At 75.0% G+C, this 16,254-nt stretch carries 11 protein-coding genes; 4 read left to right on the forward strand and 7 right to left on the reverse strand.

Features of this window, described 5'->3' with window-relative positions; all coding sequences use genetic code 11:
- Positions 1–66 precede the first annotated feature (66 nt).
- Positions 67–729 (forward strand): TetR/AcrR family transcriptional regulator, encoded by a 663-nt coding sequence (locus tag ACFU7Z_RS00485; protein ID WP_375873478.1) that lies wholly within the window; start codon positions 67–69, stop codon positions 727–729.
- Between the two features lie 123 nt (positions 730–852).
- Here ACFU7Z_RS00485 and ACFU7Z_RS00490 read toward each other — a convergent pair whose 3' ends face one another.
- The 7 genes from ACFU7Z_RS00490 to ACFU7Z_RS00520 form a co-directional block, all read right to left on the reverse strand.
- Positions 853–2,280 carry a sugar porter family MFS transporter gene (locus ACFU7Z_RS00490; RefSeq protein WP_380775091.1) on the reverse strand — a complete coding sequence of 476 codons (1,428 nt, stop codon included), beginning with the start codon at positions 2,278–2,280 and terminating at the stop codon, positions 853–855.
- A gap of 141 nt (positions 2,281–2,421) precedes the next feature.
- Positions 2,422–3,393, reverse strand: a complete 972-nt coding sequence (gene egtD / locus ACFU7Z_RS00495; protein ID WP_380775053.1) for an L-histidine N(alpha)-methyltransferase — start codon at positions 3,391–3,393, stop codon at positions 2,422–2,424.
- A 44-nt stretch (positions 3,394–3,437) separates the two neighbouring features.
- A complete protein-coding gene (gene egtC, locus ACFU7Z_RS00500; RefSeq protein ID WP_380775055.1) occupies positions 3,438–4,187 on the reverse strand; it encodes an ergothioneine biosynthesis protein EgtC in 750 nt (249 codons plus the stop codon).
- Entirely contained in the window at positions 4,187–5,593 is a 1,407-nt protein-coding gene (gene egtB, locus ACFU7Z_RS00505; protein WP_380775057.1) for an ergothioneine biosynthesis protein EgtB, read from the reverse strand. Before egtB ends, egtC begins: the two co-directional genes overlap by 1 nt.
- Positions 5,590–6,870, reverse strand: coding sequence for an ergothioneine biosynthesis glutamate--cysteine ligase EgtA (gene egtA / locus ACFU7Z_RS00510; RefSeq protein ID WP_380775059.1), 1,281 nt, complete (start codon positions 6,868–6,870; stop codon positions 5,590–5,592). Before egtA ends, egtB begins: the two co-directional genes overlap by 4 nt.
- Positions 6,871–7,143: 273 nt before the next feature.
- A complete protein-coding gene (locus ACFU7Z_RS00515) occupies positions 7,144–8,394 on the reverse strand; it encodes an aminotransferase class I/II-fold pyridoxal phosphate-dependent enzyme (protein ID WP_380775062.1) in 1,251 nt (416 codons plus the stop codon).
- Between the two features lie 50 nt (positions 8,395–8,444).
- On the reverse strand, positions 8,445–8,954 hold the full coding sequence (locus tag ACFU7Z_RS00520) for an SRPBCC family protein (protein ID WP_049659217.1): 510 nt from the start codon (positions 8,952–8,954) through the stop codon (positions 8,445–8,447).
- Positions 8,955–9,202: 248 nt separating this feature from the next.
- Between ACFU7Z_RS00520 and ACFU7Z_RS00525 the strand changes: the two genes are divergently transcribed.
- The 3 genes from ACFU7Z_RS00525 (at position 9,203) to ACFU7Z_RS00535 (ending at position 16,175) form a co-directional block, all read left to right on the forward strand.
- The gene (locus ACFU7Z_RS00525) at positions 9,203–10,009 is read left to right on the forward strand and encodes an SAM-dependent methyltransferase (protein WP_049659216.1); all 807 of its coding nucleotides are present in this window, start codon (positions 9,203–9,205) and stop codon (positions 10,007–10,009) included.
- A 139-nt stretch (positions 10,010–10,148) separates the two neighbouring features.
- Entirely contained in the window at positions 10,149–12,266 is a 2,118-nt protein-coding gene (locus ACFU7Z_RS00530; protein WP_380775064.1) for a putative bifunctional diguanylate cyclase/phosphodiesterase, read from the forward strand.
- A gap of 759 nt (positions 12,267–13,025) precedes the next feature.
- On the forward strand, positions 13,026–16,175 hold the full coding sequence (locus ACFU7Z_RS00535; RefSeq protein ID WP_380775066.1) for a hypothetical protein: 3,150 nt from the start codon (positions 13,026–13,028) through the stop codon (positions 16,173–16,175).
- Positions 16,176–16,254 lie beyond the last annotated feature (79 nt).

Below are 16,254 nucleotides of genomic sequence, written 5' to 3' on the forward strand. Positions count from 1 at the left end.
GAAGGGGCACCTGCCAGAATCGGTCCCCAGCACACCCGACCGGAGGAACCGGAGGCACCCGCCGCGATGGCCCGTCCACGCACCCCGCTGCTCAGCCGCGAGCGCATCGTCGCCGCCGCCCTGCGGCTGATCGACGACGAGGGGCTGGACGCCCTCTCCACCCGCCGGCTCGCCACCGAGCTGTCGGTCAGCGGGCCCTCGCTCTACAACCACTTCGCCACTAAGGACGAGCTGCTGGACGCGGTGGTGGACAGCGTCATCGGCGAGGTCGACCTGTCGATGTTCGGCACCACCGGGGCTGCTGGAGCCGGTGGGGGCCCCTGGCCGGAGGCGCTGCGCGACTGGGCCCGCTCCTACCGGGCCGCGCTGGCCGCCCACCCCAACATCGTCCCGGTGCTCGCCCAGGGCCCCGGGCGCCGGCCGAACGCCCTGCGGCTGGCCGACGCCGTCTTCGGCCACCTGGTCGAGTCCGGGTGGCCGCGCGGCCAGGCGACCAGGATCGGCGCGCTGATGCGCTACTTCGTCACCGGCTCGGCGCTCGCCTCCTTCGCGGCCGGCTTCCCCGCCGACGCCGAGGTCTACGACGCGGCCGACTACCCGCACCTCGGCGAGGCGCACCGGCTGGCCGGGCACCGCGGGACGGTGGACGAGGGCGCCTTCGAGACCGGGCTGGAGGCGCTGCTCGATGGGCTCGCCCTGCGCTACGCCCGGCTCGCCGAGCGGCCCTGAGACGAGGCCGGAGGGGCCCGGTCGAGCGGAAACGATTCGGCCCCCGCACCCCGCGCTGATCGCGCCGGGGGTACGGGGGCCGAGAGGTCGGCGGGCCGACGGGCCGACGGGCCGACGGGCGGATCAGCCCATGTCCTCCAGCCGGACGCCCTTGGTCTCCTTCATGAACTTCGCCACGAAGAGGATGGAGAGCGCCGCGAAGGCGGCGTAGATCAGGTAGGTCGCCGACAGGTTCCAGCGCGACATGGACGGGAACGAGACGGTGATCACCCAGTTCGCGATCCACTGCGCGGAGGCGGCCACGGAGAGCGCGGCGGCGCGGATCCGGTTCGGGAACATCTCGCCGAGCATCACCCAGACGACGACGCCCCAGGACATCGCGAAGAACAGCACGAAGGCGTTGGCGGCGACCAGCGCGACGGTGCCCTGGAGATCGGGCAGGGTGAGGTTGTCCCCGCTGCCGGTGGCCGAGGAGAAGGCCCAGCCGGCGGTGCCGAGCGCGACCGCCATGCCGGCCGAGCCGATCAGGGCGAGCGGCTTGCGGCCGACCCGGTCGACCAGCACGATCGCGATCACGGTGCCGAGGATGTTGATCACCGAGCCGACGAAGCTGATCAGCAGCGAGTTGCCCTGGTCGATGCCGACCGACTGCCACAGGATCGACGAGTAGTAGAAGATCACGTTGATGCCGACCAGCTGCTGGAAGACCGACAGGCCGATGCCGACCCAGACGATCGGGAGCAGGCCGAAGCGGCCGCCGAGCAGGTCGCGGAAGCGCGGGCGGTGGTCGGAGGCGATCAGCGCCTGGACCTCGGCGATCCGGGCGTCGGTGTCCACGCCCTCGCCCTCGACCTCGGCGAGCACCTTGCGGGCGTCGTCCAGGCGCTCGGCCTGGATCAGGTAGCGCGGGGACTCGGGGATCACCGAGGCGAGCACGAAGTAGACCGCGGCCGGGACGACGCAGATGCCGAGCATCCACTGCCAGGCCTCCAGGCCGAGCAGCTGGCCGCGGGTTTCGCCGCCGGCCGCCTGCGCCAGCACCCAGTTGACCAGCTGGGATATCGCGATGCCGAGCACGATCGCGGCCTGCTGGAAGGAGGCCAGCCGGCCCCGGTACTTGGTCGGCGCGACCTCGGCGATGTAGGTCGGGGCGATCACCGAGGCGATGCCGATGGCCGCGCCGCCGAGGACGCGCCAGAGGGCGAGGTCCCAGGCGGAGAACGGCAGCATCGAGCCGACCGCGCTGATCGCGAACAGCAGGGCGCCCGCCTTCATGACCTTGATGCGGCCGTACCGGTCGGCGAACCGTCCGGCGACCGCGGCGCCGACCGCCGAGCCCAGCAGGGCCGAGGAGACGATCAGACCGGTCACGCCGCTGCCGACGCCGAACTTCTCCTGGATGCCGGAGACGGCGCCGTTGATCACGGAGCTGTCGTAGCCGAACAGGAAGCCGCCGAGGGCCGCTGCCGCGGTGATGAAGACGACGAAGCCGAGGCGGCCGGGCGCGGGGGCCTCGACCGCCCCGGAGGGCTTCTGGGTGACGCTCACGATCTGACTCCTGGTACTCAACGCTGAGCTCGGTAGCCGAGATCGTAACCCCTATTCGTTTAAGTCTTGTACACCGGGAACCTCAAGTTTCGCTCTGAGAATTCGTAAGGTGAACAAGCAAATTGGGCCGTCCGGGAGTGGCGGTCAGGCCGGCGAGGCGAGCGAGAGCCCGAACCGGCCCTCCGGGTCGGTCCACCAGTGGCTCAGCCGCAGCCCGGCCGCCGCCAGTTCCCCGGCCACCCGCTCCCGGCGGAACTTCGCCGACACCTCGGTGCGCAGCTCCTCGCCCCGGGCGAAGTGCACCGGCAGGTCCAGGGCCGGGATCTTCACGGACTGCGCGCGCAGCGAGCGCAGCCGCATCTCGATCCACTCCTGCTCGGCGTCCCAGAGCGCGACGTGCTCGAAGGCGTCCGGGTCGAAGTCGGCGCCCAGCTCGCGGTTGAGCACGTTGAGCACGTTCCGGTTGAACTCGGCGGTCACTCCGGCGGAGTCGTCGTAGGCGGCGACCAGCACCGCCGGGTCCTTGACCAGGTCGGTGCCGAGCAGCAGGAAGTCGCCCGGGTCGAGGGCGGCGCGCAGGCCGTGCAGGAAGGCCGCGCGCTCCAGGGGCAGCAGGTTGCCGAGGGTGCCGCCGAGGAAGGCGACCAGGCGCGGGCCGTCCTCCGGGGGCAGGCCGAGCCCGGCGGTGAAGTCGGCGAGCACGCCGTGCACCGCGAGCCCGGGGTACTCGGCGGAGATGGCGGCGCCGGCCGCGGTCAGCGCGCTCTCGCTGACGTCCACCGGGACGTACGTCTCCAGGGTGCCGAGCGCGCGCAGGGCGTCCAGCAGCAGCCGGGTCTTCTCGGAGGAGCCGGAGCCCAGCTCCACCAGGGTGCGGGCCCCGGTGGCGGCGGCGATCTCGCCGGCCCGGGCGGTCAGGATGGCCCGCTCCGCCCGGGTCGGGTAGTACTCGGGCAGCCGGGTGATCTCCTCGAACAGCTCGCTGCCCCGCGCGTCGTAGAACCACTTCGGCGGCAGCCACTTGGGCCGCGCGGTCAGTCCGTGCTGCACGTCGTGGCGCAGCGCGGTGCTGAAGTGGTCGGCGGGCAGCAGTCGGGTGAGTTCGAAGGTGTCCATGACAGGGTGGTTCCTCTGTTCAGAAGGTGAAGGAAGAGTGGGGATCAGTCGCGGCCGGGAAGGCGGCGTACGGTGATGCCGCGCGAGTCCGCCAGCAGCAGCGAACCGTCGGGGACGGACGTCCAGCCCGGCGCGTCGTCGTACGGTTCGGAGGCCACCACCGTGCCGAGGCCCGGCAGGGTGCGGTGGTACAGGGTGTCGCCCCAGGTGGTCGCGGCGATCGAGGCGCCGTCGGTGAGCAGCAGGTTGAGCCGCCCGGTGGTGTGCGCGGTGACGTCCGCGACGGTGCCCGCCAGGGCCTCGCCCGGCCCGGCGCCGTCCCGCAGCCGGTGCAGGGTGAGCGCCCACAGCAGCGCCGAGTCGGTGCGCGCCTCCAGGTCCAGGAGTTCGGCCGGGTGCAGCAGGGCGGCCAGCGCGTCCAGCTTGCCGGGCCAGCCGGCCACCGCGCCGTTGTGGCTGAACAGCCAGCGCTCGGCGGCGAACGGCGCGGCCGCGCCCTCGCCCGGCGCGCAGCCCTCGGTGGCGGACCGGACGGCGGCCAGCAGCGCCCGGGTGCGGACCACCCGGGCGAGGTCGGCGAAGGCCTCGTCCGCCCAGATCGGCCCGGTCCGGCGGTAGCGGGCGGGCACCTCGTCGCCGTCCGCGTACCAGCCGAGGCCGAAGCCGTCCGCGTTGACCGTGCCGTACTGCTGGACCCGGGGCGCCCAGGACTGCCGGTACAGCCCGTACGGCGGGTGCACCAGTAGCTCCCGGGGCGCCACCGGCTCGCCCAGGTAGGCGATGTGACGGCACATCAGTCCGCCTCCAGGTCGCGGGCGGTGCGGAACCCGGCGAAGATCTGCCGCCGGACCGGGTAGTCCCAGTTGCGGAAGGTGCCCCGGCAGGCGACCGGCGCCACCGCGAAGCAGCCGCCGCGCAGCACCTTGTGCTCGGGGCCGAAGAACACCTCCGAGTACTCCCGGTATGGCCAGGCCCGGAAGCCCGGGTAGGGGCGGAAGTCGCTGGCCGTCCACTCCCACACGTCGCCGATCAACTGGCCCACCCCGTACGGGGACCGGCCCTTCGGGTAGCTGCCCGCCCCGGCCGGGCGCAGGTGGCGCTGGCCGAGGTTGGCGTGCTCGGGGCCGGGCGGGCCGTCGCCCCAGGGGTAGCGGCGGGAGCGGCCGGTGGCCGGGTCGTGCCGGGCCGCCTTCTCCCACTCGGCCTCGGTCGGCAGCCGCCGGCCGGCCCACCGGGCGTACGCGTCCGCCTCGTACCAACTGACGTGCAGGACGGGCTCGTCCGGCTCGACCGGCGCCACCGTGCCGAAGCGCCGGCGGAGCCACTGGCCGTCCTGGTGGCGCCAGAACAGCGGGGCGGTCAGGTCGGCGCGGCGGCGGTGCTCCCAGCCCTCCGGCGTCCACCAGCGCGGGTCGTCGTAGCCGCCGTCCGCGATGAACCGCTGGTAGGCGGCGTTGGTGACCGGGGTGGTGTCCAGCAGGAAGGCCGGCAGGTCGACGGTGTGCGCCGGGCGCTCGTTGTCCAGCGCCCACGGCTCGGTGTCCGTCCCCATGGTGAACGGGCCCGCGGGGATCAGGACTTCGGCGGGCAGGGTGGCCGCGTCGGCGGGCGCGGGCGGTGGCGGTGGAGCGGCCAGGGCCGGCTCGCCCTGGCGGAGCTGGTGGGTGATCAGCATCGTCTCGTCGTGCTGCTGCTCGTGCTGGGCGATCATCCCGAACGCGAACCCGGCGTCCAGCAGCGGCGCGCCCTCCAGCGGGCTCGCCGCCAGCAGGTCCAGCACCCGGCCGCGCACCTCGTGGGCGTAGGCGCGGGCCTCGGCGGGCGGCAGCAGCGGCAGGCTGGGGCGCTCGGCGCGGGGGTGCTGGAAGGCGTCGTAGAGCGGATCGATCTCGGGGTGCATCGGGTCGCGGCCGCCGACGTTGCGCAGCAGCCAGAGTTCCTCCTGGTTGCCGATGTGCGCGAGGTCCCAGACCAGCGGGGACATCAGCGGGGAGTGCTGGGCGGTGAGGTCGCCGTCCCCGACGCAGTCGGTCAGCGCGGCGGTGCGGGCGCGGGCGGCCAGCAGCTCGGTGGCGATGCTCTCGCGCAGCGCCTCGGTGCCGGTGGCGGCGGCGTCAGGGGTGGCGGTGGCGGCGGTCGGGCCGGTGCTGCGGTCCGGGCCGGCCGCCTCGGTGCCCCCGTGGGGTCGGACGTCGGTCATGGTGCGGCCTCCTCCGGGGGAGCGGGTCGGGTGCCGGAGCGCAGGGCGTCCAGCTGGTCGTCGGCCGGGCAGCGGCCGCGCGCGGGGTAGCGCTCGGCGAACTCGGCGACGACGGTGCGCAGTTGACCGGCGCCGGGCAGGCGGCCCAGTGCGGCGTCGGCGGCGGCGAAGCAGGTGAGGGTGGCCCGGCGCAGCTCCGGGTCGGCCATGGCCAGGGTGGCGGCCCGGCGCCAGACCTCGCTGCGCGGCGGGCGCGGACCGTCGGTGCGTTCCAGCGGCTCCAGCGCGGCCAGCGCGGCATCGGCGGCCACCGGGTCGTCCAGCAGGGCGGTGACCAGTGCGGCGACCACCATCCAGCCGTCCCCGGGCTGGGCGTCGATCATCCGCAGCTCCAGGTGGCCGCGCGGGCGCACCGGCGGGAAGAGGGTGGTGCGGTGGTAGTCCAAGTCGTCGAGCGTGGGCGGGCGTTCGCCCGCGCCGCGGATCCAGTCGCGGAAGGTCAGCCCGGTCGGGGCCGTCCAGGGCAGGCCCTCGGGCCTTCGTACGCACAGGACTTGGGCATCCAGCACGTACTGTGCCCAGGCCTCGCGCGGGTCGCCGTGGTCCGGCTCCGGGGCGAGCGTGCGGGTCGGGTCCATCCGGGACCACACGGCCTGCCGGGTGGACCGATGGCCGGTCGAACTACCGTCCAGTGTAGGGGAGTTGGCGAATGCGGCGACCAGCACCGGGCCCAGCCGGTGGGCCAGTCGCCAGCGGCGCTCCACCGCGTGCGGCCCGTCCGCCTCGCCGGCGTCCAGGCAGACCTGCACCGACGCGGTGCCGGTCATCATGATGCGGCCCCAGGGCCCGGCGGAGTCGAAGAAGCGCTCCATCGCGAGGTAGCGGGGGTGGTCCAGCACCATCCGTCGGGGGCGGGCGTACGGGTCCGTCCCGGTGCCGGTGAGTCGCAGGCCCTGTGCCGCGAAGGCGGCCCGCAGGGCGGTCAGATCGCGTCGGGTGTCCTCGACGCAGGCCAGGAGGCCGGTGGCGGGCGGGGAGCTGAGCTCGACCTGTCCGCCGGGTTCGAGCGTGAGGCGCGAACCGGAGGGGAGGGAGACGCCGTCCGGTCCGCCGAGTGGCAGCGACTCCAGTGCGGCGTGGAGCAGTTCCGGCCGTACGGGGCGGGACGGACATCGATCGTCATGGACGAACCATTCGACCTCCACCCCCACCAGACGGGGCGGTCCGATCTTGAAGCAGACGCCCGACACGTGGCTGCGCGCCCCCGATTCGGTCAACGGGGTCACCCCCGGCGGGGGTGTTGGCGTGCTCTGCCGGTCGGGCGGAGTGGTGCGGGATACCGGTATCACCGGACTCACCATCCTCGGGATCACGATTGCGGCCCGGTCTACCTTGCCCAGTCTGCTACGGAGCATGCGGGGATGCCCCGCAAAAATCGTGTGAACGTTCTTTTTCGCAGGTCAGAGCTGTGGCGAACGGGTGAGTTCGGGGCTGTCAGGCCGACCGGCGGGCAGGGAGCGGTCCGTACCCGGCCGGGGCACGTGCCGGGGTCACAGGCGCTCCAGCCGCTCCAGGACGCTCGCCAGCACCGGCCCCGGCAGGGCGTAGTTCAGGCGCAGCGAACCCCGGCCGCCGGGCCCGAAGTCGGCGCCGTCGGAGGCCTCCAGACCGCAGCGCTCCAGCAGCGCCCGGCGGGCGGCGGCGGGCGGCAGGCCGAGCGCGGCGGCGTCCAGCCAGAGCAGGTAGGAGGCCCGCGGGGTGGCGCGGAGGGCGGGCCCGAGCCGGTCGGTCAGCCGGGTGCGGGCGGCGACCAGGTGGGCGAGCAGCGCGTCCAGCCAGGGCCCGCCCTCGCGCAGCGCCGCCTGCTGCACGGTCTGCTCCAGCAGGCCGCCCTCCCAGAGGCCGTAGCCGGCCAGCGCCTCGGTGAACCGGGCGCGCAGCCCGGGGTCGGGGACGAGGGCGAAACTGCTGGGGATGCCGGAGCAGTTGAAGGTCTTGCCGACGGAGTTGAGGGTGACGACGAGGGGCCGGTGCGCCGGGTCGGCGGTGGTGACGGCGACGGGGTGGGCACGGCCGGGGTGGGTGAGGTCGCCGTGCACCTCGTCCGAGACCAGCAGCGCACCGCTCTCGGCCGCCCGGGCGGCGAGCGCGCGCACGGCGTCGGCCGGCCACACCGTGCCGGAGGGGTTGTGCGGGTTGCTCAGCAGTACGGCGCCGACGGGGCGGGGGAGCGGGCCCGACGGGAGCCGGTAGCCGCTCGGGCCCGGGTGCGGTACTTGCGGCGGGTGCGCCGGGTGCAGCGGCAGCTCGCGGTACGGGAGGCCGGCCGCGCGGCAGAGCTGGGCGAAGCCGCCCCACTCGGGGGTGGGGAAGAGGACGGGGGCCTGCGGCCGTACGGTCTCCAGGAGGAGGCGCAGCGCGGTGCGCGGGCCGCAGGGCAGCAGCAGGACCCAGTCCGGGTCGACCGCGGCGCCGTGCCGGGTGCGGTACCAGTCGGCCACCAGCGCGCGGCCGGCCGGGTCGCAGACCGTGTAGCCGTACGCGCGGTGCCGGGCGCGCCGCTCCAGTGCCTCGGCGACGGCGGGCGGGCCGGGCAGGTCCATGTCGGCGAGGCCCATCGCGATCGTTCCGGGGGCGTCCGCGCGGGCCCACTTGCTGCTGCCGGTGCCGGTGCGGTCGAAGGGGGCGTCGAAGCCGAAGTCGGGGGCGGGGACGTCGGTGGGCGCGGGGCCGGGGCTGTCGCGAACAGATGACAGATTTCGAAAGCTGTCATCTGTTCGCTGAAAGTTGTCGTCTGTCATCTGTTCGCCGCCATCCGTCCTCCGACGCCCGGCACCCCGCTCGACGCCCGTCACCCCGCCGCCGCCCCCGCCAGGTACGCCGCGAGCCCCCGCCGCCCCCGGCGCATCATCACCGCGTGGTTGGCCCGGAACAGCGGGTGCAGCGGCAGGGCGAGCCGGCGCAGCAGGGGCTTGCCGGGCCGGGTCTCCTCCTCGAACAGCACCCGGCTGCCCGGACCGCCCGGCCCGCGGGCCCCGCTCGGTCCACCCGCCTCGCTGGCCCCGCCCGCCAGGTCCGGCGTCACCGTGAACCGCGACCACCCGGCCAGGTCGCCCCGCATGGCCACCTCCAGCACCCCGGCGGCCGGGTCGCGCCGCTTCGCCGCCAGCCCGATCACCAACCGGTACGGCAGCAGCGCGCGCACCACCACGTCCCCGGAGTCCTCGCCGGTCGGTCGGACCTCGCGGATCTCCGGCCACCACAGCGGATAGCTCCGCACGTCCTCGAGGGCCGCGTACACGGCGGTCGCCGGAGCCGCGAGCCGCCAGACGCCCCGGAATCGGTAGTGGTTGGGGTCCACGGCCCCACCCTAGTCCGGGCCGGTCGCTCCGAGGGGTGAACGCCGTTGGACCGTTGCCGAGTTGGTCCGTGGCACGGCCGGTAACCGGAGGTGAATCTTCCGGAAGCGCCCGTCCGGGAGGAAGGAAGCGCTCCGCTTGCACCCGTTCGGGGTGCGGGGGAGGATCTTCTGTGCTTGTAGTCTCATCAGTCACGGCAGCATCCCCTGGGCGCTGCGACCCCAGAAACCGGAGTGAAGGAGTCACAGGCATGCGGCGACCGAGCTGGGTACCGGAGGGCACGGACCTGGACAAACCGAACGCCGCGCGGGTCTACGACTACTACCTGGGGGGCTCGCACAACTTCGAGGTCGACCGGGAGATGGCCCGCAAGGCCATCGCCATGTGGCCGGAGCTGCCGCAGATCATGCGCTCCAACCGCGCCTTCCTGCGCCGCGCCGTGACCTTCCTCGCCGAGCAGGGCGTCACCCGCTTCCTGGACATCGGCTCCGGCATCCCGACCTTCGGCGCCGTGCACGAGATCGCCCGGGCGATCCGCCCCGAGGCCAAGGTCGTCTACGTGGACCGCGACCCGGTCGCCGTCGCGCACAGCCGCCTGCTGCTGGAGGACGACCACGACTGCGCCGTCGCCCAGGCCGACCTGCGCGACGTCGACGACCTGCTGGCCCGCCCCGAGGTCACCGAGCTGCTGGCGGCCGGCGAGCCCGTGGCCGTGCTGCTGGTCGCCGTCGCGCACTTCGTCGGCGACGAGGACGACCCGTGGCGGCTGATCGGAACGGTCCGCGACGCCCTCCCGCCCGGCAGCGCGCTGGTGCTCTCGCACGCCGCCCTGGAGAGCCGCCCCGACCAGGCCGAGGACCACCAGAAGCTCTACCAGCGGACGCCGACCCCGCTGACCATGCGCACCCACGAGCAGATCACCGCGATGTTCTCCGGCTTCGAGCTGGTCGAGCCGGGCGTGGTGCACCTGCCGCTGTGGCGTCCGGACCAGCCGGGTACGGTCGGTGAGCACCCCGAGCGGATCGCCGGGGTGGCGGGCGTGGGGATCCGCCCTTGAGCGGACGCGACGGACGAGGCACCGACGGCCGCACGCCCCGCGCGGCGGCCGTCGCGAGGCCTGCCCGGCCCGCTCGGCCCGCAAGGCCTGCCGGGCCCGCCGGAACCGGCGCGTACACCAGAGGAACCAGGTTCAGCAGATGAGTACCACCCCGGTGCGCGGCAACGCGGAGCGGTTCCACGAGGAGTGGGCCCGGCTGCTCTCCGCCGACCACGGCACCGCCGTCCACCCCGGCCTGCTCGGCCGGCTGGTCGCGCGCACCGCCGCGCTGCTGCACCGCGCCCAGGAGGACGAGCCGTTCGAGCCGCGGCTGGCCGCGCAGGCCGGCGCCGACCTGGTCGACGCGCACTTCACCGACCCGCTGCTGCTGGCCCGGGCGGTCGAGCTGCTCCAGGCGCAGCCCGTCCAGGACGACCGCGGCCCGGCCCTGACCGGCGCCTTCGCGGCCGGCTGGGCGGCGGCCCTGCGCGAGCGCACGCTGACCGAGCAGGAGGCGATCCGCACCGCCGCCGACAGCGCCCGCAAGGAGGCCGAGCGGGCGCTGCGCGCCTCCGAGGCCCGGTTCCGGGCGCTGTTCGAGAGCGCCGCCATCGGCATCGGCATCGGTGACACCGACGGCAACATCATGGCGGTCAACAAGGCCCTCCAGGAGCTGTTCGGCGCGGGCCCGGAGGACATGATCGGCCGCCGGGTCGGCGACCTGGTGCACCCCGAGGACACCCCCGGCGTGTGGGAGGCGTACGAGGAGCTGATCAGCGGCAAGCGGGACTACTTCCAGTTCGACAAGCCGTACTACCGCCAGGACGGCGAGGTGATCTGGACCCACCTGACCGTCTCGCTGATCCGCGACGACGACGGCATCCCGCAGTACCAGGTCGCGATGCTGGAGGACGTCACCGACCGCTACCGGCTCCAGGAGCGGCTGCGCCACCAGGCCACCCACGACCCGCTGACCGGCCTGCCCAACCGCGCGGCCTTCTTCGAGCGGCTGGAGAAGCTGTTCGAGGAGCCCGAGCCGGGCGCCCGCTTCGGCCTCTGCTACGTCGACCTCGACGGTTTCAAGGTGGTCAACGACAGCCTCGGCCACGACATGGGCGACCAGCTGCTGGCCGCGGTCGCCGCCCGGCTGAAGGCCGCCCTCACCCCGCTCGGCCACCTGGTGGCCCGGCTCGGCGGCGACGAGTTCGTCGTCCTGCTGGAGAAGTGCCGGGGCGAGCAGGAGGCGGTGGCCGCCGCGAAGACCGTGCTCAGGGCGCTGGCCGGGCCGGTGCTGATCGGCGACCACAAGCTCGCCGTCGGCGCCAGCGTCGGCGTGCTGGAGCGGCGGGTGTCCACCACCACCCCGGGCGCCGCCGTCCGGGCCGCCGACCTCACCCTGTACCGCGCCAAGGAGGCCGGCCGCGGCCGCTGGACGCTCTTCGACCCCAAGGAGAACGCCCGGGCGGTCAGCCGCTACGCGGTGTCGGTGCGGATGCCGGCGGCCCTCGACCGCGGCGAGTTCTTCATCGACTACCAGCCGCTCTACCGCCTCGCGGACGGCCGGCTGGCCGCCGTGGAGGCGCTGGTGCGCTGGCGCCACCCGCAGCTCGGCGTGCTCGGCCCGGACGAGTTCGTCACCACCGCCGAGGAGACCGGGCTGATCATGCCGCTCGGCCGCTGGGTGCTGGAGCAGGCCTGCGGCCAGGCCGCGGACTGGATCAAGCGGTACGGCGACGCCGCCCCGCAGCTCAACGTCAACCTGGCGGTCCGGCAGGCCCGCAGCGCCGCCCTGGTCACCGACCTCGCCCGGATCCTCGACAGCACCGGCCTGGACCCGGCCCGGTTGCAGCTGGAGATCACCGAGTCGACCGTGGTCGGGCCCGAGGACGAGGCGCTGCGCACCCTGCACGGGCTGGTCGACCTCGGGGTGTCGCTGGCCGTGGACGACTTCGGCACCGGCTGGTCCAACCTCGCCTACCTGCGCGACCTGCCGGTCTCCGGGCTGAAGATCGCCGGCTCATTCGTCGGCGACCTGCACGAACCGGGGAAGGACGAGTCCACCGGGTGGCGGATCGTCAGCGGACTGGTGTCGATGGCGCACGCGCTCGGGCTGAACGTCACCGCCGAGGGCGTGGAGACCCACCGGGACGCCGAACGGCTGCGGACCATGGGCTGCGACTGGGCGCAGGGCTGGCACTTCGGGCGCCCGGTGCGGCCCGAGGAGATCGCCCGGCGGATCGTGGAGGAACCGCTGGGGCGCCCGGTCGAGGAGCGCTGAGGCGGGCCGGCTGGACGCCGGCTCGAGTTCCGCTCGGGGGCCGGTCCGTTCCCGCCCGGTCCTGCTCCGCTCCGGCGGTCGCGGTGCCGGCCCGACCGCCGTACGGGCAGTGCCGGCCGAGGCGTCGACAGCGGCCGGTTCCCCGTCGTGGATCGCGCTTGCGTACCGGTCCTGCGATGGGTCGGTCCTGATCCGCGAAAGCGGCCGACACCCGCGCCCGCCATGAGGGATGATGACGCGTCACAATCCACCCCGGAACCGGTGCGCCCATGGTCACGGCCCCGCGCCGGTCCGGGCTGCGGGGGAGGGGAGCGTCGCATGGGCACGACGGAGGACGCGGACCCGGCCGAGGGCGGTCGGCGCGGGCCGAGGCCCCGGTCGGCCGCCGGAGCCGAGCCGGGGAATCCGCCGGGGAGCAGGGTGGAGCGGTGGTCGCGGGGGCGCTGGCGTGCCTCCGAGGACGCCCCGGACCGGTCGTCCCGGCTCGGCGCGACCCCGCGGGCCCGGGTGGACCCGCAGGCCGCGACCCGTCGGGTGCCCGCCGCCCCGCCGCGCTTCGATCCGGAGGCCGCGACGCGTCGGGTGTCCGGCAACGAGCCGCGGTACGACCCGGAGGCGGCCACCCGCCGCAGGCCGGACACCGGGCCGAGGTTCGACCCGCACGCTCCGACCGGGCTCCGGCCGAACCGGCCGGGGGGCTCGGGCAGTTCGGGGGACTCGGGGCACTCGGGACGTTCGCCGGGTGCCGATTCGGAGGCGGTGACCGAGGTCGTCCGGCCCCGGTCGGGCTCGGGGGCCGGCTCGTCCTCCTGGCAGGACGGCATCGGGCCCGGCGGCCCCGCCCCGGCCGGGGGAGGCGGCGGCGGGAGTGCGGGCGGGAGCCCGGCCGGCCCCGAGGACGGGTTCGGCGGGGCCCCGGACACCGGCGGTCCGTTCGAGGGCGTCTTCCCGGACGCCCTGCGGAGCCGCTTCATCCCGCTGGGGCGGGCCGGAGCCGGCTCCGAGGGCACCGTCTGGTACGTCCGGCGCACCGACGGCGGCGGTGACGCGGCCGTCAAGGTGGCCGTCGCGGGCCAGCCGATGGACCACGACCTGCTCTCCCACCTGGGCCACGACGGCTTCCGCCGGCACGTCCCGCAGCTGATCGACTTCGGCCGGGTCCGCCACCACGGCGCCCAGGTCGACTGGGTGGCCATGGAGTACCTGCCGGTCACCCTCGCCGCCCACGTCGCCGGGCTGTGGCGGTCGGGCGGGCACGGCGACCGGCGGACCACCGAGCAGATCGTCTACGAGCTGGTCGCCCTGCTCGACTTCTGGCAGCAGCGGATCCAGCGCAACCCGCTGGACTTCAAGCCCGCCAACATCCTGGTGCGCCCCGGCAGCGGGTCCGGGGAGTTCGTGATCGCCGACTTCGGCGGCGTCGACCGGCTCACCGACAGCCGCCGGTTCACCTCCGCGATGATGGTCACCGTCGCCTACATGGCCCCCGAGCAGCTGGCCGGCAAGAACCACCAGGCCGGGCCCTGGTGGGGGCTCGGCAACGTGCTGTACGAACTGTTCGTCGGCCGCCCCCGCTTCGTCGGCGCGGACGGCGAGCGCCCGGACGACCAGGAGCTGGAGCTGGAACTGGTCATGGGCGAGGAGGTCGACCTCAGCGCCGTCCGCGACCCGCGCCAACTGCTGCTCCTCCAGGGGCTGTTCACGAAGATGCCGGAGGACCGTTGGACCGCCCCGCAGGTCCGCAGCTGGCTGGCCGGCGGTACCCCCGAGGTGATCCGCCGCCGACCGCAGGCGCAGGCCAGGGCCCACCGGCCGGTCACCTTCCTCGGCAACCCGTTCACCGACCCGGTCCGGCTCACCGAGGCGCTGCTCAAGAACTCCGGCGCGGCGGCCCGCTGGCTGGCCACCGGGGGAGCGGAACGGGTGCGCGACTGGCTGCGGGACGAGGTCGAGGACACCGTCTTCGACCTGCACTACCTCTCCGACGTGGCCAAGGCGCCCGGCTCCCGGCGCGAGTCCGTGGCCGCGGTGGCGGTGCTCGCCCTGGGGGCCGCCTTCGTCCCGGGCGCCGTCCCGCACTACCGCGACCGGCCGATCGACACCACCGGGCTGGAACGCGTCGTCACCGCACCGGACGGCGCCGAGCTGATCGACGAACTCGTCCGGGGCGGGGTGCCGGCCGTGGTCGCCCGCTACGACTGCTTCCACCCCGAGTGCGCCGGCGAGCACTGCTCGCGGCTGCTAGCGCTGGCCGCACTGCCGGAGGTGCTGGCCGAGGTGGACCGGCTGGCCCGCACCGTCGGCGGCGGCCGGCGCGGCGGCGACGGGCTCAGCCCGGAGGAACGCGAGGAGGCGCACCGGCAGGCGGTCTGGCTGAGCATCCGGCCCGAGGAACGCGCGCGGCTGCTCGGCCGGCTCTCGCCGCTGCCCGCCGCACTGCACCGACTGCCGCTGCCCGGGCGGGTGTCGGAGCTCGCCGCCGCGGTGGCCGCCTCGGTGTTGGACGGCGCGCTGGCCGTGGGCGCGGGCGCCCGCACCGCCGTACGGACCGTGGCCCGCAGACCGGCGCCCGACCCGGCGGCGGCCACTCCCCGGGACGTGGTCCGGCGCCACTGGTCCGCGCTGCGCCGGCGGGCGGTGAGCGCCGACCCGGCGCAGCCGGCCGGACGGGCGGCCCTGGTCGCGGCGGAGGCACTGCGGCGGCGCGGCCGGGGACGGCCCGAGCGGCCCGAACCGGAGGCCGGGGTGCGACAGGAGGGGCGGGTGGCCCGGCTCTGGCTCAACCGGCGCCGCCGGCCGCCGACGGGCTGGGAGGAGCGGCGGGAGCAGCTGGCGGCCTGGTGGCCGCACGCCCGCACCGCGCTGCCGCGCCGGGCCGGGGCGGTCCTGCTGCTGCTCCTCGCCTTCGGGCTGCTGCTGTGGGCGGGTGCGGTGCTCCGCTACCCGGTCGAGGCGGGGGAGAAGCTCGACCTCTCGCCCGCCGGCGCCTTCGGCGGCCCCCTGCGGAACGCCGGCGAACACGCGGCCCGGCAGGTGGCCGGACAACTCGGCGCGGGGCTCGTCGCGGCCGCCGTGATCGCCTTCTTCCCCGCCCGGGTGGGCATCGGCACGGCGCTGCTGACCGGCGCCGGAGCCCTCGCCATCGGCTACCTGCGGCTCGGACCGCCGATGACGGTGCTGGAGACGCCGCCGTCGGTGGCCGACCGGGTCGTGGTGTTCGAGGGCGGGATGGGGAGTTGGGCCGGGATCGCGGCAGTGGTGGCGACCGTCGTCTCGCTCGTCCTGATCGAGCGGGCCGCGAACCGGCTGCTGAAGCCGGCTCAGGACGCCCGACGGCAGGCCCGGGAGGCCTGGCGGGAGCGGGGCGTGCGGGGTGTGCGGGGCGTGCGGGGCGCGGGGCCGTCCGGGGCCGGCACCGCCGAGCGGGCGGGGGGCGCGCCGTCCGGGCGGTGGCGGACGGGCGGCGCCGGTGCGCGCGACCGGGTGCGGTTCGCGCTCGGGACGACGGCGGTGCTGGTGCTGCTGCTGTGGGCGGCGGTCGAGGTCCGGCTGGCGGCCACCGGGGCGCACCCGACGCCCGACTCGTGGGGGACGGGGCAGGGCGGTGCGGACTACCAGGCCGGGTTCGTCCTGCTGCTGGCGGTGGTGTCGCTGGTCAGCACCCTCGGGACGCCGGCCACCGCCAAGGGGCTGTTCGTGCTCTGGGTCCCGGCCACGCTGTTCCTGGGCGCCTGGCCGGGGCCGCTGGGCCCGGTCGAGGCGCTGCGGATCCCGGTGTTCGAGGGGCTGTTCCGGGCGATCGCCGGGCTGTGGGGGCACGGGGCCTTCTGGGCCGCGCTGCTGGTGGCGCTGCCGTTGGCGGCGTACGGGGTGCTGCGGACGGTCCGGGGGCGCGCGGGGCGCGGGTGACAGCGAACGGCTGACGGCTGACAGATCACGGCGAACAGATAACAGCGAACAGATAACAGATGACAGCTGACAGATTTTG

It is taken from the genome of Kitasatospora sp. NPDC057518, from assembly GCF_042802075.1.
Taxonomy (GTDB): Bacteria; Actinomycetota; Actinomycetes; order Streptomycetales; family Streptomycetaceae; genus Kitasatospora.

Excerpts from the sequence above, each read along its gene's own strand:
- egtC (WP_380775055.1), bottom strand. The coding sequence starts at position 4,187 with ATGTGCCGTCACATCGCCTACCTGGGCGAGCCGGTGGCGCCCCGGGAG.
- egtD (WP_380775053.1), bottom strand. The coding sequence starts at position 3,393 with ATGGACACCTTCGAACTCACCCGACTGCTGCCCGCCGACCACTTCAGC.
- ACFU7Z_RS00485 (WP_375873478.1), top strand. The coding sequence starts at position 67 with ATGGCCCGTCCACGCACCCCGCTGCTCAGCCGCGAGCGCATCGTCGCC.
- egtB (WP_380775057.1), bottom strand. The coding sequence starts at position 5,593 with ATGACCGACGTCCGACCCCACGGGGGCACCGAGGCGGCCGGCCCGGAC.
- ACFU7Z_RS00515 (WP_380775062.1), bottom strand. The coding sequence starts at position 8,394 with ATGACAGACGACAACTTTCAGCGAACAGATGACAGCTTTCGAAATCTG.
- ACFU7Z_RS00530 (WP_380775064.1), top strand. The coding sequence starts at position 10,149 with ATGAGTACCACCCCGGTGCGCGGCAACGCGGAGCGGTTCCACGAGGAG.
- ACFU7Z_RS00525 (WP_049659216.1), top strand. The coding sequence starts at position 9,203 with ATGCGGCGACCGAGCTGGGTACCGGAGGGCACGGACCTGGACAAACCG.